The following is a 21,786-nucleotide window of genomic DNA, read 5'->3' on the forward strand; positions in this document are numbered from 1 at the left end:
GCCGAAGTGAGGCATAACATCCATTTCGTTAACCATCACTTTGCAGCTCACAGCGCCTCAGTCTGACCTTTCAGCCAGTCGCAAAAGGCCAGCAAGGGCGGTGGTGCGGGGCGGTCATCGGGCCAAACAAGGTAGTAGCTGCCGATGCTCTCTGTGGTTTTGTCAGAAGCAAGGGCCAGTTGACCGTCGCGCAGATATGGCTCCGCCACAAAGGTGGGCAGCAATGCGATGCCTAGCCCGTGCAGAGCAGCTTGAGCCATTGTGGCGAACTGGTCAAACATCATGCCATGAGGTGGATCGCAGGGATGGTCCACGGCCTCAAACCAACGCGCCCATGCGCGCGGGCGTGTTTCTAGGTGCAGCAACGGGTGCGATAACAGGTTCGCGGGCGAGTCGAATGGCGCGCCCACAAGATCTGGCGCGCAGACGGGCACCACGATCTCTGGCATCAGGGGCAGATAATGCACCCCGGGCCAGTCCTCGTGGCCAAAGTGGATGGCCGCGTCAAACGGGCTTGGCCCCAGCGCGAAGGGGTGCAGCCGTGTCGACAGGTTCACGGTTACCTCGCGGTGCTCTGAGGAAAAATCGGACAAACGCGGCGCCAACCAGTGCATCCCGAAAGCCGGCAGAATGGCCAGCGTGAGCACCCCTGACTGCCGCTCTGTTGCAGCGTTTAGCGAAGCCTGAGCAAGACGTCCCAATACCTCACGCACCTCGCGCACATATTCCGTTCCTGCCTGTGTCAGCGCTAACCGCCGACCTTGCCGCGACATGAGTTGCACGCCTAGTTGACCCTCCAGAGACTTGATCTGCCGACTGATCGCGGACTGCGTCAGCGACAGCTCTGTGGCAGCTTGCGTGGCGCTGCCCAGCCGCGCACAAGCCTCAAAGGCAAGTAGGGCAGAAACTGACGGCAAATATCGGCGCGGCGCGATCATGTATGATTAAAACTTATAGGTTGAGGATTAAGCATCGTTAGAACTTTGATGGCTGATATGCAATAAGACTCTCAAATCATATAGCAGTTCCCTGTTGAAAGGATACGCCATGAACGCCGAAACACCTGTCCTCAAAGCCAAAGATGCTCCCGACTTGGGGGCTTTTGAATGGTCCGATCCACTGCGCCTGAACGACCAACTGCAAGAAGATGAGCGGATGATCATGGAAAGCGCGCGTTCTTATGCGCAGGAAAAGCTGCAGCCCCGCGTTATCAAGGCGTTTGCCGATGAAGAAACTGACATCAGTATCTTCCGCGAAATGGGCGACATGGGCCTGTTGGGCGTCACCGTGCCAGAAGAATACGGTGGGCTGGGCGGCTCTTACGTCTCCTATGGTCTGGTCGCACGCGAGGTTGAGCGTGTGGACAGCGGATACCGGTCGATGATGTCAGTACAGTCGTCGTTGGTCATGTACCCGATCTATGCCTACGGCTCCGAGGCGCAGCGCAAAAAGTACCTGCCGAAACTGTCTTCGGGCGAGTTTATCGGCTGCTTTGGCCTGACAGAACCTGACGCGGGTTCCGACCCTGCGGGCATGAAAACCCGCGCCGTGAAAACCGCCAATGGCTACAAACTCACCGGCTCCAAGATGTGGATCTCCAACGCGCCGATTGCGGACGTGTTTGTTGTCTGGGCAAAGTCGGAAGAGCATGGCGGCAAGATCCGCGGCTTCATCCTTGAAAAAGGCATGAAAGGTCTCAGCGCACCGAAGATTGGCAATAAGCTGTCGCTGCGTGCGTCAATCACCGGTGAAATCGTAATGGACAACGTCGAAGTGGGCGAAGATGCGCTTTTGCCCCACGTACAGGGCCTGAAAGGCCCGTTTGGCTGTCTGAACCGCGCACGCTACGGCATCAGCTGGGGTGTTATGGGCTCGGCCGAGTTCTGCTGGCACGCCGCCCGCCAATACGGTCTGGACCGTCACCAGTTCAACAAGCCACTGGCGCAAACACAGCTGTTCCAGAAAAAGCTGGCCGACATGATGACCGAGATCAGCCTTGGTCTGCAGGCGTCCTTGCAGGTGGGTCGACTGATGGATGCCGCAAATGCTGCACCGGAAATGATCAGCATCATCAAACGCAACAACTGCGGCAAAGCGCTTGAGATCGCGCGACACGCCCGTGACATGCACGGCGGCAACGGCATCTCTGGCGAATTCCAGGTCATCCGTCACATGATGAACCTTGAAACAGTCAACACTTACGAAGGCACCCATGATGTGCACGCGCTGATCCTTGGCCGTGCCCAGACTGGCCTGCAGGCGTTTTTCTAGAAGTTATTCCCAGTAACGAGTATTTTCCTGAGTACATACTTCCCGCGCAACGCCTGTTGCGCGGGTTTTTTTATTTATGAAGCTGGTCATACGACGGCTTTCATTGACGCGCCACGGGCAAGGCTTCAGACAATATGGGGATGAGGCGCCGCACCGGCGAGGAGCAGATGATGCAGATATTTGACGGTCATAATGACGCCCTAAGCAGGCTTTGGGGCACCTGCACTGATCCGGTCAGTGAATTCGCAAAACCAGTTGGTCATGTGAACATCCCGCAAGCCCGTACAGGCGGTTTGCAGGGCGGATTTTTCGCGCTTTATTCAGCAGACGCAAAAGGCGCTTTCGATTTTTCCATTTTCGACGGCGGCGCACCTGCTTTGCCGCTGCCGCCTGCCATGCCCGCCGCTCAGGCGTTGGAGCCGGTGGTGGCGCAGGCAGGCATAGCGCAACATCTTCAAGCTGCAGGGCAGATCGAGATTTGCACATCGTCCGCCCAGCTGGGACGCGCCTTTATCAGCGATCCCATCGCCTGTGTTCTGCATCTTGAAGGCGCTGATTGTATCGGGCCTGAGTTGTGGGATCTGGATGCCCTCTATGCGATGGGCGTGCGCTCACTCGGGCCTGTATGGTCACGGCCGACGATCTTTGGCGAAGGCGTGCCTTTTGCTCATGGTCGCGATGGCGATACGGGCGGTGGGCTTACCGAAGCGGGGCACGCGTTGGTGGCCAAATGCAAGGCGCTGGGCATAATGGTCGATACGTCCCACCTTACCCTGAAGGGGTTTTGGGATGTGGCCGATGCTGGCTTGCCGCTTGTTGCGACCCATTCAAATGCATGTGCTGTGACGCTGAACACGCGAAACCTGACTGATGACCAGTTGCGCGCCGTCGGGCAGTCAGGCGGCATGGTTGGCCTCAACTTTGCCAGCCTGTTTCTGAGCGATGAAGGGTGGGCACAGGGTTATGCCACACTGGAAGATTGCCTGCGCCAGCTCGATCATATGATCGCTGTCGCGGGTGAGGATCATGTGGGTCTCGGCTCAGACTTTGATGGCGCGCCGATGCCGCGTGGTCTTGCCAACGCGGGCGATTTGCCTGCGTTGGTTGATGCCATGCGCACCCATGGGTGCGGGGAGGCGCTGATTGCCAAGCTGGCGCACGAGAATTGGCTGGATTTCCTCAGCGGCCAGTTGGCCTGAGCGTTCAATCCTTCGGCGCAGGTGCACCTCCCTCGAAACGGTTGCCATTGCTGTAGTCACAAGGTTCTTCTTGCATCTCAAGATGTAGACCGGTTCCGGTATAGGGATGCGCCCGCGCAAGGTCCTCGTCCACTTCGATCCCCAGACCGGGTGCCGTCGGAGCCGTGATATAGCCGTCTTCGACCCGAATGCTGCCCTTGATAAGCTGGTCGTGAAAGGGAGTTTCGATCGTTTCCGCCATGAGAAGATTAGGAATGCTCACCGCAAAATGAATGTTGGCAGCCCATTCCACCGGACCCGCATAAAGATGGGGTGCCATCTGCGCGTTATAGACTTCTGCCATGGCGGCGACTTTCTTCATCTCCCAGATACCACCTGCGCGACCCAGTGCAGGTTGCAAAATCGTCGCTGCTCCGGCACGCAGCACGGGTGCGAATTCTGCCTTGGTGGTCAGACGCTCTCCTGTGGCGATGGGGATGCGGACGGCGCCTGCAACCTTTGCCATTTCGGCCACGTTGTCAGGTGGGATCGGTTCTTCGTACCAAAGTGGGCTGTAGGGCTCCAACGCCTGACCTAACCGGATGGCACCGGCTGTCGTGAACTGCCCATGGGTGCCGAACAGCAGGTCTGCGCGATCTCCGATAGCTTCGCGGATTGCGCGGCAAAAGGCGACGGATTGCGTGATATCGCTCATCGCGGGCATATGACCGCCGCGTCCCGTGTATGGACCTGCGGGATCGAACTTCACTGCCGTGAAGCCACGGTTCACCGCATCAAGTGCCGATTCCGCTGCCATATCGGGTGAATTCCAGAAGGCGCTGATGTCATGGTGCGGCAGCGGATACAGATAGGTATAGGCGCGTACGCGTGCATTCATAACTCCGCCCAGCAGGGCATAGACAGGCCGCTCCCGTGCCTTGCCCAGAATATCCCAGCAGGCGATCTCAAGCCCTGAGAACGCGCCCATCACCGTCAGGTCCGGCCGTTGTGTGAAGCCGGAGGAATAGGCGCGGCGGAACATCATCTCGATGTTCTCGGGGTTTTCGCCTGCCATGTGTCGCGCAAACACATCTTCGATCACGCCGCGCATTGCTTCGGGTCCTACGGTCGAAGCATAACATTCTCCCCAGCCGACGATACCGCAGGCCGTGGTCAGCTTGACGAGTATCCAGTACCGCCCGCCCCAGCCTGGCGCGGGTGGCGCGGTGACGATGATGTCCAAATCTTTAAGCTGCATGCCAGATCTCTCGTTTGTTGGTGAGGTTTTTTGGTTTGCCGCCTAGCGGTCAAACAAGATCACGTTGCGCCGCGCGGCACCTGTTTTGGTGTCTGCAATTGCCTCGTTGATCTGCTCCAGCTTCCAGCGACCCGAGATCAGTTCGTCCAGCTTCAAGCGGCCTTGAGTGTAAAGGTCTACCATCCACGGAATGTCGCGCTGGATTACAACATCGCCCATCTTTGATCCAACCATTCCTTGACCCACGGCGGCCAATACCACCGGCTCATACGTTGACTTCTGGCCAGAGTGGGGCATGCCGACCATAACCACCTTGCCACCATAGGCGAGGTATCTGGGCGCGGTGTCATAGGCGGGGATTGCACCGACCGTCACGATCACCGCGTCAGCACCGCGTCCCATCGCACGTTTGGCGGCCGTCCACGGTTTGCCCTCAGTGGCTAGAATGCCGTCTGTCGCGCCAAACTCGCGCGCGATTTCCAGTTTCTCTTCGCTCATATCGACGGCCACGATACGCCGAGCACCGGCGATACGTGCGCCTTGGATCGCGTTGAGACCAACACCGCCCGCGCCAATCACCACCACATCCTGACCCGCGCGCAGCCCTGCGGCATTCACCACAGCACCCACACCGGTGATCACACCGCAAGCAATCAGCGCGGCACATTCCATCGGGATGTCCTCGCTGATTTTCACGACTTGTCGTTGGTCCACCACCACGGATTCGGCAAACGCACCGCAGGCCATTGCTTGATGGAGCGTGCCACCGTCGGCTGTTTTGATGGGTCCTTTGTCGCCGTCATAGGGCGTGCTGCAAAGTGTCGGCGCACCGCCTGCACAAGAAGCGCAGGTGCCACACGACCGGATCAGCGTGACGACCACATGATCGCCCACTGCGATGCCTTTTACCCCTGTACCTACAGCACTGACCTTGCCGGCAGCCTCATGTCCGTAGACGGCAGGCAGCGATCCGCCCCATGCGCCTTCGGCAAAGGAAATGTCTGAATGGCAAATCGCGACCGCGTCCAGTTTGACCTCGACTTCGCCTGTTTCCGGGGCGCGCAGGATGATCTCTTCAAGCTTCAGCGGGGCGCCAAATTCGTGGCAGACGGCGGCTGTGATCTTTTGCATAGGATATCCTTTGGCTGGTTTTCTGCAGCGTTGCGCAGATCATGCCAGCCGACAAGGTCTTTTCCGGCCCCTAAATGCGACGTTACGTCAGCCGTCGCGTCGCGTCCCGATCAGCAGGGCCGCCAAACCCAGCGTGCTCAATCCTGCGGCCAGCAGGAAAGGTGCCCCCGGCAGGTAGATCGGCGCCTGAGCATCGGTGAACTGCGCAAACGTGTAGGTCATAACCAAAGGCGACAGAATCATCGCCAAAGCGGAAGCCGATGAGAGCGCGCCTTGCAGCTCTCCTTGCGCATCGTCTGCCACGCGGGCGGACATGATCCCCTGAAGCGCCGGCGGGATGATCCCGCCCATGGAGGCCAGCGGCGTTAGCAGCAATACCCACGTGCTAGAGGTGACAACCGCAATCAGGACCAGGCTAGCGATGCTGAATATGTGCCCTGCAATAACGGTTCCTCGCTCGCCCAAAGCTTTGAGGATTGGGCGGATCATCCCACCTTGGACCAGCGCCATAGTGACCCCGAATAGGCCAAGTGACAGCCCGACAGTGGCGGGCGTCCAATCGAACCGCTCCTTGCCGAAGTATGGCCAGACTGCAGGGTAGACGGCAAAGCCGACGTGGTAGATGAAATAGACCACCAGCAGTGGCGTTACGCCGGGCAATCGACCCAACGCGCGAAACGCGCCCAGCGGGTTGGCGCGGCGCCAGCTAAAGGGGCGGCGGGTGGCATCGGTCACGGTTTCTTTCAGCACGATCCAGCCAAACACGGCGTTCGCGCCGGCCAATACAGCCGCCAACCAGAAAGGGGCACGTGTGCCGTATTCAGCCAGCAACCCGCCTAAAAGCGGGCCAAGCACAAAGCCCGCGCCAAATGCGGCCCCCACAAGTCCGAAGCGTGCAGCGCGCTCGTGCAGGGCCGAGATGTCGGCCATATACGCCGAAGCGGTGCTTTGCGTGGCCGCCGTGATACCGCCGATGACCCTGCCCACCAGTAGCAACCAGATGGCACCGGCAACGGCCATGAGCACATAGTCCAGCGCCATGACTACCAGGGCGATCAACAGCACCGGCCTGCGACCGAACCGGTCTGACAGCCCCCCAATAACCGGACCAAACAGGAATTGCATGACCGCAAAGGTGGTCGAAAGAATGCCGCCCCAGATAGCGGCGTCGGCCAGTGATCCGCCGTCCACGTTTTGGATAAGATCGGGCATCACAGGGATGATCAGACCGATTCCCATGGCATCAATCATGACCGTCAGCAGGATGAAAATAACTGGCAGGCGCATCGTGCTAAAGCGCTCGGGCCCGCGCAGCAAAGCCGCGCGCTTCTTGCGGTGCAATGCCCAGCGCTTGTGTTGCATTAAACAGCCCGTCTGGCAGGTCCGGATGCGCTGCACGTGCGAGTGTCTCCAGCTCGGTTCCGGTTTCTTGGGCTTTACGGCACAGGGCCTTGGTCTCGGTCTGTGCTTGCGGGCGTGGCATGGCCCGCGCGAGTGCAAAGCTGAGCGCTTCGGCGTGGATAAGTCCTAGGCCGCCTGTCAGCGTTTGGGCCATACGGTCTACGTCAGGCTCGATCCCGTCAGCCAGTGCTTTCGCGTGTTGCAGGGCGCAGGCGGTGGAAAGGGCGATTTGCGGCAAGACCATCCATTCTGCAAACCACGCCGCGCCGTCGCGTTGGTGCAGGTGCTGGGTGGCAGGGGCCAAAGCAGCGCGCAGGCCGGTCATTTGATGGCCCAGCGCCTGCAAGGCCGAGGGCGCGACAGGGTTTTGTTTTTGCGGCATGGTTGAGGACGCGCCCGCTGCGCCTAGGCGTATTTCGGCGATCTCACTGCCTGTCAGTGCAATCAGTGTCGCGCCCATACGGGCTAGTACGGAGGTGACCTGCGCCAGCCAGTCCGCGATGCGTAGGATCGGGCCGCGGTCCACATGCCAACTGCGTGCCGGATCATGTAGCCCCAAACCCTCAGCAAGCGCTGTACGGGTCTGTGCCGCGTCTGGCCCCAATGCGTCAGAGGTGCCCGCAGCACCTGAGAGTGATACCAACAGCGATGATGACCGCAGAGAGGGAAGCGCCTCAAGCAGGTCGCACAACGGGTGCCCCCAATCGGCCAGAACAGCGCCCCAGCTGGTCGGCGTGGCTTGCTGGCCATAGGTGCGTCCCGCCATCGGCGTGGTGGCGTGTTGTGATGCTTTTTGCCCTAGGGCCTTGATCACGTGACTCAGATCGGTCTCGGCCAGCAACAACAGCTGCCGCAATCGCAGCATCAGGCCCGTGTCGATAATATCCTGCGATGTGGCTCCCCAATGGACGTATTGCGCGTGTTCGGGTGCGTTCATCTCGGCACGGAAGGCGGCCACGAGGCCGGGGACGCTCACGCCGTTTTCTCCGGCGGCTTTTGCAATGGCTCCGGGATCTACCTGAATTTCCAGCGTGGCACGTTGGATGGCCTTAGCGCTCAGCTCCGGGATGATGCCCTGTGCGCCTTGCGCGCGGGCAAGCGCCCCCTCAACCAGCAACATCGCGCGGATGGCTGCCGTGTCAGAGAACAGGCGACCGGCCTCACCGGTGGGAAACAGATGCGCGTAAAGCGGGCTGTCAAAAACACTTGCTGTCATGAGGTCGTTAGCTCCGTCTCGGCTCGCGTGGTGTGGCCAGTTTGATTTGATAGGGCGGCTTTGGCGCGCCTTAGCGTGTGAAGTAGGGCTCAGACATGCCCCACGCCTTTCAGAAAGTCACCTAGCACGCGGGCGAATTCTTCGGGTTGCTCGACACAGGGCAGGTGGCCTGCACGCCGGATCAGATGAAACTTTGAGGCGGGGATAAGATCGGTCGTTTCACGCACCAGATCGGGCGGGGTGGAGCCGTCTTCGGAACCGGCGATGCCCAGGCAGGGCAGGCGTAGTCCGCTTGTAGGGGTGTAGAAATCTGTGCCCGAAATCGCAGCGGAACAACCAGCATAGCCGTCATTGGCTTGCTGCACGAGCATGTTGCGCCACAGTTCAAGCTCCGGTTTGGCGCGGAACTCGGCCGAGAACCAGCGCTCCATCACGGCATCGGCGAGGCTCTCTATGCCGCCTGCATGCACGGCAGCGATGCGTTCATCCCAAAGCGCCGGATTGCCGATTTTCGCGGCGGTATTACTCAGCACCAAGGCGCGGATCAGGTCGAGACGTTTGACCGCCAGGCCTTGGGCAATCATGCCACCGATGCTGAGGCCTACAAAGACGCATCCCTTGACTTCGAGATGGTCGAGCAGACGCTCGCAATCGGTGATCAGCGATCCCATCTTGTAGGGCCCCGAGGGAACGGTCGACAGGCCATGGCCACGCTTGTCCCAGCGAATGATCCGCAATCCTTCGGGCAGCAGCGGTAGAATAGGGTCCCACAGGCGCATGTCTGTTCCCAGCGAATTGGCGAACACAACGGGTGCGCCATCTTCGGTGCCATCTACGCGGTAGTGAATACGGACATCTCCAGCATCGAATATTTGCATTATGCGTCCCCTTTCAGATTGAAGTGAGCCATGATCTGACCGTGATCGGAGGCAAGTTTATTATAGGGTGCTTCAGCGTGGCTGCCATCGGTCAAATGGTCATTGAATACACTGAAATAGGTCATCTCACCGATGGAGCCTTCACTTTCGGGCAAGAAATGGCGCGACATATAAATCTGGTCGATGCTTTCATAAACCCCGCCAAATGCCGTCGTAAACACCATGTCCCGTAGCGATTTGCGCATAAACAGTTTTTCCGCAGAGTGTAGGCGTACAGCTTCGATATCTTGTGTGATCTGCTCTGACTCTTCGTCTGAATAACGGTCTGCTGCGTGTTTGGCATCGTGCCGCAGCATCCACGCGTAGTTCTTGAACGGAATCTCTCCAGAGATGATTTCAGAGCTGACAGCATTCTGGGCATCGTTGAGATCACCCAGAACAAGGACGGGATTGCCGAGCTGCATTTCTTGCACAATCGCACCGCGTAGCACCCAAGCTTCGGCCATGCGGCGCATAGCGGCACGGGCTGAACCCAGCGCGCGGCCCACGGGATCGTAGTCGGTCAAGTCAGCTTCTGGTGCAGGGCCGCCATCTTTGGGGCGGATAAATTCTCCTAGTTTCGATTTGAGGTGGCAGTTGAACACTGTCACCACCTGATCTCCCACGGGGATACGTACTTTTAGGATAGGTCGGCTCAGCCGTCTGATACGGAAAAAGCCGCCGTCCTCTCCGCCGTCAGAAAACGGTATGTCCAGCGGTCGTCCAAGATCTTGAATGATTTCAGGCTCGTCCGCAAATCCAAAGCGTGACAGCACTGCCAGCCCGGGCCGCCGCTCGCCGGGTTCGCCATCATTTATATTCGGGGCGAACACGATCTCTGCGTCGCGGTAGCTGCCATAGGCGAGCTTTCGAAAGATCGCGCGTTTGCGGTAGCGTTTGGTGCCGTCCGGCAGGGAAAAGTCATTGTGAGCCGCGCCATATGTATCGGCCAAAGCAATCACATCGCGCAGGGGGTCTTCGTCAAAGATCTCCTGAAATCCTATGATATCAGCGTCCAGCGTGACGATCTGGTCTGCCAGCCAATCGCGCTTCCACGCGTATTCCTCAGGAGTGTAGGTCTGGAAGCGGTAGTATTCGCTGTCCGGACCGATCAGGTTTTTGGCGTTGAAGCTGGCAATGGTAAAGCCGGTCATAAGCGCGCCAACGCGCGGGTGAACATCGCGGGGTCAACGTTGCCGCCCGAGATGGTGACGATCACGTCATCACCCTCGATCTCGTCTGTGCGGTACAGTGCAGCGGCAAGGGCGGCAGCACCACCCGGTTCCGCCACCAGCTTAAGCCGCAAAAACGCCTGCGCCATCGCGTCGAGGACTTCGTCTTCTGACACCACAAGTCCCGGACCGCAGAGGCGCTGCATATGCGGCCACGTGAGATCGCCAGCCTGAGGGGTAATGATAGCGTCACAGATGTTGCCCGACAGGGACGGGTTGCGCTCAATCTTGCCAGCACGAAGGGAGCGGGCCACATCGTCAAAGCCCATAGGTTCCGCCGGACGCGCCCGCAGAGTGGGGGCATCGGCCTCTAGTGCAAGGGCGATGCCAGAGGTCAGCCCGCCGCCTCCACAGCAAACGATCACGTCTGCGTTTTTGATACCCAGCGCATTGGCATCTTCTGCGATCTCCAATCCGCAAGTTCCCTGACCGGCGATGACTTGCGGTTCGTCGTAAGGTTTGATCAGCGTCAAGCCACGCTCGTCGCTCAGACGCGCACCGATTTCGTCGCGGGATTCTGTCGCGCGGTCATAAAGCACTACTTCGGCGCCGTACGCTATTGTGTTGGCGATCTTCAGCGCGGGGGCATCGGAGGGCATGATGATCACAGCACTGGTGCCGTGCATCTTGGCCGCTAGCGCCACGCCTTGTGCATGGTTACCAGACGAAAACGCGATAACGCCGCGCGCACGTGTCGCGTCATCCAATGCGGACAGCGCGCTGTAGGCGCCGCGAAACTTGAAGCTGCCGGTGTGCTGCAAGCATTCGGGTTTAACCCAAACACGTCGGCCGGCGATTGCATCCAGAAAGCTTGAGTTTAACAAAGGCGTGCGCTGGGCAATCTCGTCGATGCGTTTGGCTGCGGCACGGATCATGTTGATATTCATTGCATTGTCTCGATCCACTGGTGCAGGGCGGCGACGGCCTCAGGTTCATCCAGAAACGGGATGTGGCCCCGATCCGGCACGCGGGCAAGGATCATATCTGGGCGGCGCTTTTGCATATCGTCGACCGTATCAGCGGTTAGCAGATTTGAGTTCAGCCCCCAGATCAACGCCAGAGGCAGGTCTTCCAACGCTTCAAAAAACGGCCACAGGTCGGGCATCATCTTTTCGCCTGCCGCCAGTACGGCATCGCGCAGATGCTTGTCATATGTGATGTGCAGCCCTTTGGCGTCCTGAGTGTAATGCTTGCGCGCTTCCTCCAGCCAGCGGCCTTCGGGGACGTTGGGAAATTCGGGAAAGGCGCGGGCCATTGCTGTGGCAGCTTCCTCATAGGTTTTTGCAGCGGGGTTGCGGCCGATAAAATCCTTGATCGTCTCCATGCCCTTAGGGTCAATTACGGGCCCCACATCATTGAGCGCCACACCAAGCATGCGTTGTTTTGCATCCATCGCCAGCCCCATCGCGTTAAGCCCACCGCGAGAGGTGCCAAGGATAGCAACCTTTTCTAATCCCAAGTGATCAAGCAACTCCGTCACATCGCGACATTCAACAGGCAGGGTGTAGTTCTTCCATTCAGGGTCAAAATCAGAACGCCCGCGTCCGCGGTGGTCCAACTTGATCAGGCGCTGGCCTGAAAGATGCGGCGTGACATAGTCGAAATCTGCTGTGGTGCGGGTCAGACCGGCAAGACAAAGGATCGGCAGGCCGACGCCTTCATCGGTATAGTAAAGCGATAGGCCGTCGGAGGTTGTAAACGTTGCCATTACACACCCGCCAGTGCCGGAATTCCGGTCAGATCGGTGAGCATATGTGCAGGTGTCCACGGAAGTCGGTCCACCGGATCACCGGAACGGTTCACCCAAGCGGTGGTAAAACCATAGCCGGTGGCGGCGCCTGCGTCCCAGCCGTTCGACGAGACAAACAGCACTTCGTCCTTGGCGCAACCGAAGGCCTCTCCGACCAGATCATAAACCCGCGCGTCAGGTTTGAAGATGCCGACGCTTTCTACCGATAAAAGCGCGTCCAGAACGCCGTCAATGCCTGCGCTGTCCACAGCGCCGCGCAACATAGATGGAGAGCCATTGGACAGGATGCCCGTGTTCAGCCCTGCGTTCTTAAGGGTCTGTAGCATGGCAGGCACTTCGACGTAGGCGCCCAGCTCCCAATACAGCTGCAAAAGACGTTCGCGCAAAGCTCCGTCGCCTGCGTGGCCGGTTTTCTCTAGCGCCCAATCGAGACCTTCTTGCGTGACTTGCCAAAAATCACAATGCGCGCCGGTGATGGCACGTAGCCAGCTATATTGCAGCTGTTTAAGCCGCCAATGTTCGGCCAGCGCAAGCCAGTCGTCTTTGATGGCGGAAAAGTCGGGCTCGGACGCGGCCTGACGTGCGGCGGCCGCCACATCGAAAAGCGTGCCGTAGGCGTCGAAGATGCAGGTTGTGATTGGCATGGGGGCTCCGCGCAGATTGGGGGTTGATGACCTGCACAGTGGCATGAGGCAGGCGTGTGGAAAAGGGCGAAAAGGGGGTTGTGGTTTTGCGCGTGGCTTGAAAGGGTGTGGCCATCTTTCGGAGCACCTGCGCAGATACGCGGCCTCCGCCCCATTTCCCCGATCAGACTGGAGACGACATATGGCCGAAGTTCAGGCAGGCGACACTGTACAATTGCACTACACTGGTACCCTTTTGGATGGCACCACCTTTGACAGCTCGGAAGGGCGCGATCCTTTGGAGTTCACCGTGGGCTCCGGCCAGATCATTCCCGGTCTGGACGTGGCGATTCCCGGCATGCAGGTGGGCGACAAGAAAGTGGTCAACATCGGCGCAGATGACGCCTACGGTCAGGTGAACCCCGAAATGCGTCAGGCTGTGCCGCGCGAAGGCATCCCGCCAGAAATTCCGCTGGAAGTAGGCATCCAATTGCAGATGCAAACTCCGGATGGTCAGGCGATGCCGGTGACGGTGATTGAAGTGGACGAGGTGACTGTAACGCTGGATGCAAACCACCCGCTGGCCGGTAAGGACCTGCAGTTCGATATCGAACTGGTGAAGATCGACGCGGCCTGATAAATTGGGAGGTAGGGGGCGCAGCCCCCGCCTGTGCTACTGGCACACCCAAGATATTTTCAGCCGAATGCTATAGAATGCCGTCCGATTCGCCGGGCGGAATTTTCTATTCGGGGCGTGTGTAAAGGGTTGGGAACCAGTCTTTGCGCAAGGATTGGCCTTGGGTCATGCCGTGATCGGGGAATGGCGGTGAGGTCGGGCCGGGGCGCTGGGTGTAGCGTGCGTCATCGCCAAGTAAGCGAAGCGAAAAGGCGCGGCGACGGTTTGGGGAGGTATTGCCCCGCGCGCCGTGCAGGATGCCATAATTAAAGGCGACGGCATCACCCGGTGCCATGTGCCATTCACGAATATCCATATCTTCGGCGTCTGGATCGGGGACGTGCATATAGGGGGCCGGGTCAAAAAATGGCTCATTCTTGGCCCAGCGGGTGGGAAGAACAGGTTTGTCCGAAAGATGTGAGCCAGCCACACAGCGCAGCATCAGTCACTGTGTCAAGCGGGGACCAGAAGCTGACGTTTTGGCGCCCTTCGACAAAGTATTAGGGACCGTCTTGATGCCACGGCGTTGCCATGGAGGTACCCGGCTCTTTCACCAGCACATGGTCATGAAAAAGCTGTACGTGGTTGGAGTTCATCAGATCGGCAGCCACTTCGGCAGCTGGAGACGCTTCAATCACTTGCTGAAACTCGGGGATGCGTTGCCAGTTGCAATAATCGTCGAAAAAACGCCCCGTCTCGCCTGCTTTGTCATTGTTCGACGCGTAGGGGCCAGGGTTGGCGATGTTGCGCTCGATCCCGGCACGCAGTGTTTCTACATGATCTGCAAACAAACCACGGATCACGACGACGCCATCTCGCTGGTAGGCGTCAATGGTTTCTTGGCTCACTAACGGGTGAGACATCAGGATTTTTTACGCAAACGGATCACGACGTCGACGCTCGCAATCTCGGCGCCTTCGGGTGCGTCGGGCAGCTGTGCGATCACCAGTTGGTCAGAGGGGGCATCGGTCAGACGCGCCTCATCCTCCCAGAAGAAGTGCGGGTGATCGTGGGTGTTGGTGTCAAAGTAGCTACGAGAGCCGTCTACGGTGACCTCTTGCAGCAGGCCCGCATCGCAAAAAGCGCGCAGGGTGTTGTAGACGGTCGCAAGCGACACACTGTCGGCGCCGTCTTTTGCCGCTTCAAAAAGGCTTTCAGCGGTCACGTGGCGATGCTGGCCATCCCCGACCAGAAGTGACGCCAATGTCAGGCGCTGGCGCGTCGGGCGCAGCCCTGCTGTGGCAAGCCATTTCGTTCCGGTTTCCAGATAGGTATCAGACATGTCGGACCTCTTTGCGGACTAGCCTCAATATAGAGGACGATGGCCCTGATTTTCAATTGCAAATGCTGCGACAGACGGCTCTGGCGCACGATGCGACCGGAAAACCGCAACTTTAGGAGAGGTGTCACATCCAATGTGACGCGGAGCGCTCTTGCGGCTCGGCTTTGCAGAGTGTTACTTGGCCCCCATTGTAAAGATGCGCAGGAGAACAGCCCGATGGCAGATTACCCCACTAGTTTTGACAAAGATGACTTGCTGAAATGCGCGCGCGGCGAATTATTCGGCCCCGGTAACGCGCAATTGCCGGCGCCCCCCATGCTGATGATGGACCGGATCACCGAAGTTTCGGCGGACGGCGGAGCGCACGGGAAGGGTCATATCGTTGCAGAGTTCGATATCAATCCTGACCTGTGGTTTTTTGAATGCCATTTTCCCGGCAACCCGATCATGCCCGGCTGTCTGGGTCTCGATGGCTTGTGGCAACTGACGGGTTTCAACCTTGGCTGGCGCGGTTGGCTGGGGCGTGGCTATGCGCTGGGCGTTGGCGAAGTGAAGCTCACCGGTATGGTGCGTCCTGATCGCAAGATGCTGACGTACAAAATCGATTTCACGAAAGCGATTCAGACACGCCGTCTTACCATGGGCGTCGCTGATGGTATCGTAGAGGCGGACGGTGAAGTTATTTATCAGGTCAAAGACATGAAGGTCGCTCTATCAGAGAGCTGACACTAAAAAGACCCTGCTCCGATCCGGCTCAGTAAGAGTATAAAGGATCGGAGCAGGGCGCATTTCCCTAGATTTCCATCTGTCAGGCGGATTGCATGTCCTGCGACTGACCGTCGTAGGATCCGTTCACAGCTGCATCCGCCAACACGTGGGCGACGTCTGCGCGGCTGGCTTGGGCGGATTTATCTACGTCAGACCCCAGTTTAATGTTGTCCGTCCGGCCACCGTCGGTCAGTGCGACCGGGCGTAGGATGGAATAGGTCAGACCGGACGCCTTCAGATGTTCATCTGCAGCGTGCTTTGCCTCAAGATAGTGGGCAAGGTCACCCTCAGGGTTCGGATTGTCTGCCCCGACAGAGCTGAGCATAACAAACCGTTTCACGCCCGACTTAGCAGCGATGTCAATTAGCCGCTTTGCGCCTTCGCGGTCTACTTTATCTGTCATTTCGGCGCCGGCGCCGGTGCTGCCGCCTGAGCCTGCGGCGAAAACCACCACATCCGCATCGGCGCATACGTCATCGTTGAGATCGGTAAGGTCGGCGATCCGCGTAGCCACGCCGTCAGGCAGCACGCTGGTGTCCGAGCTTTCGCGCACAAGTGCCACGGGGGTTTGCCCCAGTTCCTTGATCTCTGCGACAAGTTGGCTTCCGGTTTTGCCGGTCGAGCCAGCGACGAGTACATTCATAGTCATGAAATAATTTTCCTTTGATATCGGAGGCACAAGAGATGCGCCGCCCATTTGATGTGTGGATTTCGCGGCCTTTAGGAAGGCAGGTACACAGCTTTGACGTTCACAAACTCTTTCATGCCAAAGCCACCGTGTTCGCGGCCATAGCCGGAGTCCTTAACGCCACCGAATGGCATGTTCGGATCGGCTGCCCCGAAGGAGTTGATACGGATCATGCCGGTGTCAAAGTGGACCCGCGCAAGTTTAATCGCGCGCTCTTCGTTTTGTGAGAAGATACCCCCACCCAAGCCGTAGCGGCTGTCATTGGCGATGCGCATGGCGTCTTCATCATCCTTGGCGCGGATCACGGCGGCGACGGGCCCAAAGATTTCGTCGTCATAGGCTGGCATGCCGGGGGTGACGTCGCCCAGAACGGTTGCTGGGTAGTAGGCACCGGTGCGGTCGGGCACTTCGCCACCGCAAAGCACCTTTGCGCCTTTGCTTACGCTTTGCTCGACTTGGTCGCGTACAGTTTCAAGCTGCTCCGTGCTCGACAATGGTCCCAGCTTGGTGGCCTCATCCATCGGGTCGCCCATCGGGATTTTCGACATCTGCTCGACATAGGCGTCGATGAAGGCATCATAAACCTTGTCCGCGACGATGAAGCGTTTGGCCGATACACAGGTTTGGCCGTTGTTATAGAGGCGCCCCATGACAGAGAATTTTACCGCCGTCTCAATGTCAGCATCCTCCAGCACCAGATAGGCATCGTTCGAGCCCAGCTCCAGCACTGTCTTTTTCAGCGCTTCAGCGGCTTTCGCACCAATGTGGCGACCTGCTCCGTCGGAGCCGGTCATGGTCACACCACGCACTTTTTTATAGGCGATCAGGGTGTCGCTCACGTCGTGGTCAATCACGATCACTTTGAAGATATCTTCGGGCAGACCCGCCTCTACGCATAATTCACGCAAGCGCAGACCGCTGCCTGTGCAAATCTCGGCATGCTTCAGAACACAGCCATTTCCTGCCATCAGATTGGCGGCCAGCACGCGCACGGGCTGATACAGTGGGAAGTTCCACGGTTGGATCGAATAGATCACGCCAATCGGTTGATACGTGACGATGCCGCGCTTTTTACCGCCTGAGTGTGTACGCTCTTCGTCCTTGAGCGCGTCCGGGCCGTTTTCGGCAGTGTATTCAAAGATTCGTGCGCATAGCTCAACCTCGGTCAGGCCGTCTTTGTACAGCTTGCCGACTTCGCGGGTCATCAGCTTTGCCAGCTCTTCTTTGTTATCGCGCAGTTTTTGCGCAATGGCCTTGAGGTGCGTGCCGCGCTCTTTATGGCTAAGCAGGCGCCAGTCCTCAAATGCATCATGGCAGTCATCAACGGCGGCGAAAGCCTCTGCTTCGCTCATCTGGGTGTAGCTGGTGATGGGTTCTGCGGTCGCGGGATTTATTGTGGTGAACTTCGACATTTCGATTTCCTTCTCTTGTTACCATCTAAACACGTGGCGAAGCAGGTTAGTTCCGACCGGTCCCGCAGTGTGCCAATGCGCTACCCGCTTGCACCTGCGCGGCACGCTGGCCTAATAAGGGGGGAGGAATATAACAGGGAGTGCTGCATATGCGCCGCGTCGTCGTCACAGGCTTGGGGATCATTTCGTCCATCGGGAACAATGCCACTGAGGTCAAAGCATCGCTCAAGGCCGGCACAAGCGGCATTGTCGCGTCGCCCGAAATGGCTGAGCACGGGTTCCGTAGCCGCATCGCGGGCACGCTCAAGATTGATCCGGCCGCGCATATCGACAAGCGCACCTACCGCTTTATGGGGCCGGGCGCTGCCTATGCCTATCTTGCGATGGGGCAGGCGATCGAAGATTCCGGTCTGTCCGAGGATGTCATCTCGAACCCGCGCACCGGTCTGGTTGCTGGTTCTGGCGGGCCGTCCACGTCTGCAATGCTGGCCGCGCATGAGGTCGTTAAAACCACCGGCGCGACAAAACGCATCGGGCCGTTTGCCGTGCCAAAATGCATGTCATCCACTGTCAGCGCGAACCTCTCGACCGCCTATAAGATCAAGGGCATCAACTATTCTATCACCTCGGCTTGTTCGACGTCGCTGCATTGCATCGGCAACGCGGCAGAGCAGATCATGATGGGCAAGCAGGACGTAATGTTCGCTGGTGGCGGAGAAGAGCTGGACTGGACCCTGTCGTGTCTGTTTGACGCCATGGGCGCGATGAGCAGCAAGTATAACGATACGCCAGAGTTGGCATCCCGCGCGTTCGATCAGGATCGCGACGGGTTCGTGATCTCTGGCGGTGGTGGCATGGTTGTGCTGGAAGATCTTGAGCACGCCTTGGCGCGTGGTGCCAAAATCTATGCTGAGGTCACAGGTTATGCGGCCACCTCAGATGGCCACGATATGGTTGCCCCATCAGGTGAGGGCGGCGAACGCGCCATGCGTTTGGCGCTGCAATCGCTGCCTGAGGGCCGCAAGGTGAGCTATATCAACGCACATGGCACATCCACGCCCGTGGGCGATGTAGGTGAGATCGAGGCCGTCCGCCGCGTATTCGGACAAGGCAGCACACCGCCTGTCAGCTCGACCAAATCTATGACGGGTCACGCACAGGGTGCCGCTGGGGCGTTGGAGACGATTTTCTGTCTGTTGATGCTGGAGGATGATTTCATCACGCCTTCGATTAACGTTCAAACGCTGGATGAGCGGCTTGATCCGTCTGAGATCGCGTTGGGGCGGGTCGATAATGCCGGACTTGATTCCGTGATGACCAACTCCTTCGGGTTTGGTGGCACCAACGGATCTATGATCCTTTCGAAGTACCAAGGTTAGGATCAGACAGATGACTGGAATACTCAGCGGTAAACGCGGACTGATTATGGGGGTCGCCAACGAGCGGTCCATCGCATGGGGCATCGCCAAGGCGATGGCCGGAGCAGGGGCCGAACTGGCGTTCACCTATCAGGGGGATGCCTTTGGCACGCGCTTGCGGCCTTTGGCCGAGAGCGTCGGCTCTGACTTCATGGTGGATGTTGATGTCACCGATGATGCGTCTCTTGATGCGGCGTTTGACCAGTTGGGCGCGCGCTGGCCGACGATTGATTTTGTGGTACACGCCATTGCGTTTTCCGACAAATCTGAGCTGACAGGCCGCTTCCTGAACACCAGCCGCGCGAACTTCAAGCACTCCATGGACATTTCGGCCTATAGCTTCATCGAAGTGGCACGCCGCGCGCATCCGCTGATGGTCGAGAATGGCGGCACGTTGCTGACGCTGACCTATCAGGGCTCCAACAAGGTCGTGCCGAACTACAACGTCATGGGCGTCGCGAAGGCTGCACTGGAAAGTACAACACGCTATCTGGCCAATGATCTGGGGCCAGAAGGCATCCGCGTGAACGCGATTTCACCTGGTCCGATGAAGACACTGGCCGGTGCTGCGATTGGCGGTGCGCGCAAGACTTACAAGCATACCGACATGAACGCACCAATGCGCGCCAATGCGACATTGGAGGCGGTCGGCGGCACGGCGGTCTATCTGGCGTCTGATGCAGGGGCCTGCACGACTGGTGAAATCATCCACGTCGATGGCGGCTACCACGTGCTAGGGATGCCGCAGGCAGAAAACCTCTAAGGTTTTTCTCCGACTTGCTAAAAGACAGGCGCTGTACCAAGACAGCGCCTGATTTTTTAGAACATCATGACACCTTGTATAACGCTTATGCTTGAAAGCTGACCTTCGTGCAGAATGCAGCGAAAGGCAGGTTTGAGCCCAATATTACTCAGTCCAATCAGTGTTCAGGGCAGTGATCCAAGCGGTATTTGTTCATTTCAATAATGAGTTGCGGCGCATCATCACGTTGGACGGGGAGTTAAAAAGCTCGATCAACCCAAACTCGAGCTATTTCATACTCCGACCCCTCGACATTGAAAGATACCGCATGATTCTGGGCTGCAAATTCGTCAAAATTCCCGGCTTTGATCTCAGCGAGTAACTCTCCTATTCGAGCCTGTTTTTCTCGTGCTGCGACCGTATCATTATTTCGACGCTCTGCGAACGACAGACGAGAATTCCTTAAAGGGATGTTCACATGTTCAAGATCAGCGTCAGACACACCGTCAGCGAACCATACAACGGTGTGTCGAGATGAGAGTCGGCCACCTGAATAGGGAGCATTCACACGACTTATGCTCGTGTCATAATGTGAGAGATCAAAGAGCGTCTTAAGTATCCTGCGAGGTGTCGGCCGCGATGGGTAGTAATCTGCAATTTCGAATGAACACCCAACCACTCGCTGCTCATATTCGCCCTGAATTCTGTCGTCTTCGTGTACTGGAATAGACGGGAAAAAATCTGTTGGATCAGAGTGTGCGTTGGTTGGAAAGACGCTGATGAGGAGCGAAGCAATATAAGCAGACTTGAAGAGTTTATGGACCCACATCTCAACAACATCAGTTTATAGGAACCAAAACTCAAGTTCTTCTTTGTCCGCATAGCGGTCGTTGCTAGGTAATTTTTCTATCAAGCGCTTTCGATAGATTGCGTCCAACACTCGTCCGCCAAGAATGGCTTTATGTGATATCCAGAGCGGGCAAGGACTTCACCACATCATCCACGGCTTTCATTTGAGCCAAGAAGGGTTCCAACTTATCCAGCGGCAGCGCACTTGGGCCGTCGCAGAGTGCTTTTTCAGGATCGGGGTGTGCCTCTAGAAACAAACCTGCCAGACCGACACCGAGGCCCGCACGACCCAATTCTGCCACTTGTGCGCGGCGGCCACCGGAGGCGGCGCCGCCCGGATCGCGCATCTGTAGGGCGTGGGTCACATCAAAGATGATGGGCGCATCGCCTGACACATCGCGCATGGTGCGGATGCCCAGCATATCGACCACCAGATTGTCATAGCCAAAGCACGCGCCGCGTTCGCACAGCATGATCTGGTCGTTGCCGCACTCGCGAAGTTTTTCGACGATGTTCTGCATTTGTGGCGGGCTGATAAATTGTGGCTTCTTGACGTTGATCACCGCGCCCGTGGCGGCCACGGCAGCGATCAGGTCTGTCTGTCGTGCAAGAAACGCAGGAACCTGCAAGATGTCACAGACTTCGGCCACTGGCGCGCATTGCGCTTCGGTGTGAATATCGGTGATGACGGGAACACCAAAGGTCGCTTTGATCTCCTCGAAAATTCTCAGGCCGTCTTCCATGCCCGGGCCGCGGTAGCTGTGGATCGACGAGCGGTTCGCTTTGTCGAAGGAGGCTTTGAAGACGTAAGGGATGCCAAGCTTTGTCGTGACTTCCACGTAAGCTTCGGCAACCTGCATCGCCAAATCACGGCTCTCAAGAACGTTCATGCCGCCGATGAGGGCCATGGGCAGGTCATTGCCGAATGTAACGTTTGCGACTTTGATATGGGTCATGGGGCGTATCCTTGGACG

At 58.1% G+C, this 21,786-nt stretch carries 20 protein-coding genes and 1 pseudogene; 6 read left to right on the forward strand and 15 right to left on the reverse strand.

What is annotated here, in order from left to right; all coding sequences use genetic code 11:
* Nucleotides 1-47 precede the first annotated feature (47 nt).
* Nucleotides 48-938: a LysR substrate-binding domain-containing protein gene (locus tag V7730_RS03230; RefSeq protein ID WP_335746152.1), complete on the reverse strand. Its 891-nt coding sequence runs from the start codon at nt 936-938 to the stop codon at nt 48-50.
* A 109-nt stretch (nt 939-1,047) separates the two neighbouring features.
* On the opposite strand from V7730_RS03230, the gene V7730_RS03235 reads away from it, so the two are divergent.
* Nucleotides 1,048-2,271 carry an acyl-CoA dehydrogenase gene (locus V7730_RS03235; protein ID WP_335746153.1) on the forward strand — a complete coding sequence of 408 codons (1,224 nt, stop codon included), beginning with the start codon at nt 1,048-1,050 and terminating at the stop codon, nt 2,269-2,271.
* A gap of 140 nt (nt 2,272-2,411) precedes the next feature.
* The gene (locus tag V7730_RS03240) at nt 2,412-3,470 is read left to right on the forward strand and encodes a dipeptidase (protein ID WP_335746154.1); all 1,059 of its coding nucleotides are present in this window, start codon (nt 2,412-2,414) and stop codon (nt 3,468-3,470) included.
* Nucleotides 3,471-3,474: 4 nt separating this feature from the next.
* Here the strand turns inward: V7730_RS03240 and V7730_RS03245 are convergent, their stop codons facing one another.
* From V7730_RS03245 to V7730_RS03285, 9 genes are all read right to left on the reverse strand, one after another.
* Nucleotides 3,475-4,707, reverse strand: coding sequence for a mandelate racemase/muconate lactonizing enzyme family protein (locus V7730_RS03245; protein WP_335746155.1), 1,233 nt, complete (start codon nt 4,705-4,707; stop codon nt 3,475-3,477).
* A gap of 42 nt (nt 4,708-4,749) precedes the next feature.
* Nucleotides 4,750-5,838 (reverse strand): Zn-dependent alcohol dehydrogenase, encoded by a 1,089-nt coding sequence (locus V7730_RS03250; protein WP_335746156.1) that lies wholly within the window; start codon nt 5,836-5,838, stop codon nt 4,750-4,752.
* An 87-nt stretch (nt 5,839-5,925) separates the two neighbouring features.
* Complete coding sequence (locus V7730_RS03255) at nt 5,926-7,125, reverse strand: TCR/Tet family MFS transporter (RefSeq protein ID WP_335746192.1); 1,200 nt, start codon at nt 7,123-7,125, stop codon at nt 5,926-5,928.
* A gap of 4 nt (nt 7,126-7,129) precedes the next feature.
* Complete coding sequence (locus V7730_RS03260; protein WP_335746157.1) at nt 7,130-8,455, reverse strand: lyase family protein; 1,326 nt, start codon at nt 8,453-8,455, stop codon at nt 7,130-7,132.
* 89 nt (nt 8,456-8,544) lie between these two features.
* A complete protein-coding gene (pcaD, locus tag V7730_RS03265) occupies nt 8,545-9,333 on the reverse strand; it encodes a 3-oxoadipate enol-lactonase (RefSeq protein ID WP_335746158.1) in 789 nt (262 codons plus the stop codon).
* Nucleotides 9,333-10,526, reverse strand: coding sequence for an endonuclease/exonuclease/phosphatase family protein (locus tag V7730_RS03270; RefSeq protein ID WP_335746159.1), 1,194 nt, complete (start codon nt 10,524-10,526; stop codon nt 9,333-9,335). The genes pcaD and V7730_RS03270 overlap by 1 nt, the downstream gene beginning before the upstream one ends.
* The gene (locus V7730_RS03275; RefSeq protein ID WP_335746160.1) at nt 10,523-11,491 is read right to left on the reverse strand and encodes a threonine ammonia-lyase; all 969 of its coding nucleotides are present in this window, start codon (nt 11,489-11,491) and stop codon (nt 10,523-10,525) included. Before V7730_RS03275 ends, V7730_RS03270 begins: the two co-directional genes overlap by 4 nt.
* The gene (locus tag V7730_RS03280; protein ID WP_335746161.1) at nt 11,488-12,312 is read right to left on the reverse strand and encodes an alpha/beta fold hydrolase; all 825 of its coding nucleotides are present in this window, start codon (nt 12,310-12,312) and stop codon (nt 11,488-11,490) included. Before V7730_RS03280 ends, V7730_RS03275 begins: the two co-directional genes overlap by 4 nt.
* A complete protein-coding gene (locus tag V7730_RS03285) occupies nt 12,312-12,998 on the reverse strand; it encodes a haloacid dehalogenase type II (protein ID WP_335746162.1) in 687 nt (228 codons plus the stop codon). The genes V7730_RS03280 and V7730_RS03285 overlap by 1 nt, the downstream gene beginning before the upstream one ends.
* A gap of 181 nt (nt 12,999-13,179) precedes the next feature.
* Between V7730_RS03285 and V7730_RS03290 the strand changes: the two genes are divergently transcribed.
* Complete coding sequence (locus V7730_RS03290; protein ID WP_335746163.1) at nt 13,180-13,614, forward strand: FKBP-type peptidyl-prolyl cis-trans isomerase; 435 nt, start codon at nt 13,180-13,182, stop codon at nt 13,612-13,614.
* 106 nt (nt 13,615-13,720) lie between these two features.
* On the opposite strand, the pseudogene V7730_RS03295 reads toward V7730_RS03290, so the two are convergent.
* Together V7730_RS03295 and irrA are read right to left on the reverse strand one after the other, a co-directional pair.
* Nucleotides 13,721-14,516: pseudogene (locus tag V7730_RS03295) on the reverse strand (phytanoyl-CoA dioxygenase family protein).
* A complete protein-coding gene (gene irrA / locus V7730_RS03300) occupies nt 14,516-14,935 on the reverse strand; it encodes an iron response transcriptional regulator IrrA (protein ID WP_335746164.1) in 420 nt (139 codons plus the stop codon). Before irrA ends, V7730_RS03295 begins: the two are co-directional and overlap by 1 nt.
* Nucleotides 14,936-15,151: 216 nt before the next feature.
* Between irrA and fabA the strand changes: the two genes are divergently transcribed.
* Nucleotides 15,152-15,661, forward strand: coding sequence for a bifunctional 3-hydroxydecanoyl-ACP dehydratase/trans-2-decenoyl-ACP isomerase (fabA, locus tag V7730_RS03305; RefSeq protein WP_335746165.1), 510 nt, complete (start codon nt 15,152-15,154; stop codon nt 15,659-15,661).
* Between the two features lie 82 nt (nt 15,662-15,743).
* Here the strand turns inward: fabA and V7730_RS03310 are convergent, their stop codons facing one another.
* Nucleotides 15,744-16,346, reverse strand: a complete 603-nt coding sequence (locus tag V7730_RS03310) for an SDR family oxidoreductase (protein ID WP_335746193.1) — start codon at nt 16,344-16,346, stop codon at nt 15,744-15,746.
* A gap of 77 nt (nt 16,347-16,423) precedes the next feature.
* Nucleotides 16,424-17,803, reverse strand: coding sequence for an NAD-dependent succinate-semialdehyde dehydrogenase (locus V7730_RS03315; RefSeq protein ID WP_335746166.1), 1,380 nt, complete (start codon nt 17,801-17,803; stop codon nt 16,424-16,426).
* A gap of 149 nt (nt 17,804-17,952) precedes the next feature.
* Between V7730_RS03315 and fabB the strand changes: the two genes are divergently transcribed.
* Entirely contained in the window at nt 17,953-19,182 is a 1,230-nt protein-coding gene (gene fabB / locus V7730_RS03320; RefSeq protein ID WP_335746167.1) for a beta-ketoacyl-ACP synthase I, read from the forward strand.
* 10 nt (nt 19,183-19,192) lie between these two features.
* Nucleotides 19,193-19,984, forward strand: a complete 792-nt coding sequence (locus tag V7730_RS03325; RefSeq protein ID WP_335746168.1) for an enoyl-ACP reductase FabI — start codon at nt 19,193-19,195, stop codon at nt 19,982-19,984.
* 938 nt (nt 19,985-20,922) lie between these two features.
* Here the strand turns inward: V7730_RS03325 and kdsA are convergent.
* Nucleotides 20,923-21,768 carry a 3-deoxy-8-phosphooctulonate synthase gene (gene kdsA, locus V7730_RS03330; protein ID WP_335746169.1) on the reverse strand — a complete coding sequence of 282 codons (846 nt, stop codon included), beginning with the start codon at nt 21,766-21,768 and terminating at the stop codon, nt 20,923-20,925.
* Between the last annotated feature and the right edge of the window lie 18 nt (nt 21,769-21,786).

This window comes from Sulfitobacter sp., assembly GCF_036961165.1.
Lineage (GTDB): Bacteria > Pseudomonadota > Alphaproteobacteria > Rhodobacterales > Rhodobacteraceae > Sulfitobacter.

Bases quoted from the DNA above. Each gene is read 5' to 3' on its own strand.
- V7730_RS03260 (WP_335746157.1), bottom strand. From the start codon at position 8,455: ATGACAGCAAGTGTTTTTGACAGCCCGCTTTACGCGCATCTGTTTCCC.
- fabA (WP_335746165.1), top strand. From the start codon at position 15,152: ATGGCAGATTACCCCACTAGTTTTGACAAAGATGACTTGCTGAAATGC.
- V7730_RS03270 (WP_335746159.1), bottom strand. From the start codon at position 10,526: ATGACCGGCTTTACCATTGCCAGCTTCAACGCCAAAAACCTGATCGGT.
- V7730_RS03280 (WP_335746161.1), bottom strand. From the start codon at position 12,312: ATGGCAACGTTTACAACCTCCGACGGCCTATCGCTTTACTATACCGAT.
- pcaD (WP_335746158.1), bottom strand. From the start codon at position 9,333: ATGCAAATATTCGATGCTGGAGATGTCCGTATTCACTACCGCGTAGAT.
- V7730_RS03315 (WP_335746166.1), bottom strand. From the start codon at position 17,803: ATGTCGAAGTTCACCACAATAAATCCCGCGACCGCAGAACCCATCACC.
- V7730_RS03240 (WP_335746154.1), top strand. From the start codon at position 2,412: ATGAGGCGCCGCACCGGCGAGGAGCAGATGATGCAGATATTTGACGGT.
- V7730_RS03275 (WP_335746160.1), bottom strand. From the start codon at position 11,491: ATGAATATCAACATGATCCGTGCCGCAGCCAAACGCATCGACGAGATT.
- V7730_RS03285 (WP_335746162.1), bottom strand. From the start codon at position 12,998: ATGCCAATCACAACCTGCATCTTCGACGCCTACGGCACGCTTTTCGAT.
- fabB (WP_335746167.1), top strand. From the start codon at position 17,953: ATGCGCCGCGTCGTCGTCACAGGCTTGGGGATCATTTCGTCCATCGGG.
- V7730_RS03310 (WP_335746193.1), bottom strand. From the start codon at position 16,346: ATGAATGTACTCGTCGCTGGCTCGACCGGCAAAACCGGAAGCCAACTT.
- kdsA (WP_335746169.1), bottom strand. From the start codon at position 21,768: ATGACCCATATCAAAGTCGCAAACGTTACATTCGGCAATGACCTGCCC.
- V7730_RS03325 (WP_335746168.1), top strand. From the start codon at position 19,193: ATGACTGGAATACTCAGCGGTAAACGCGGACTGATTATGGGGGTCGCC.
- irrA (WP_335746164.1), bottom strand. From the start codon at position 14,935: ATGTCTGATACCTATCTGGAAACCGGAACGAAATGGCTTGCCACAGCA.
- V7730_RS03255 (WP_335746192.1), bottom strand. From the start codon at position 7,125: ATGCGCCTGCCAGTTATTTTCATCCTGCTGACGGTCATGATTGATGCC.
- V7730_RS03235 (WP_335746153.1), top strand. From the start codon at position 1,048: ATGAACGCCGAAACACCTGTCCTCAAAGCCAAAGATGCTCCCGACTTG.
- V7730_RS03290 (WP_335746163.1), top strand. From the start codon at position 13,180: ATGGCCGAAGTTCAGGCAGGCGACACTGTACAATTGCACTACACTGGT.
- V7730_RS03245 (WP_335746155.1), bottom strand. From the start codon at position 4,707: ATGCAGCTTAAAGATTTGGACATCATCGTCACCGCGCCACCCGCGCCA.
- V7730_RS03250 (WP_335746156.1), bottom strand. From the start codon at position 5,838: ATGCAAAAGATCACAGCCGCCGTCTGCCACGAATTTGGCGCCCCGCTG.
- V7730_RS03230 (WP_335746152.1), bottom strand. From the start codon at position 938: ATGATCGCGCCGCGCCGATATTTGCCGTCAGTTTCTGCCCTACTTGCC.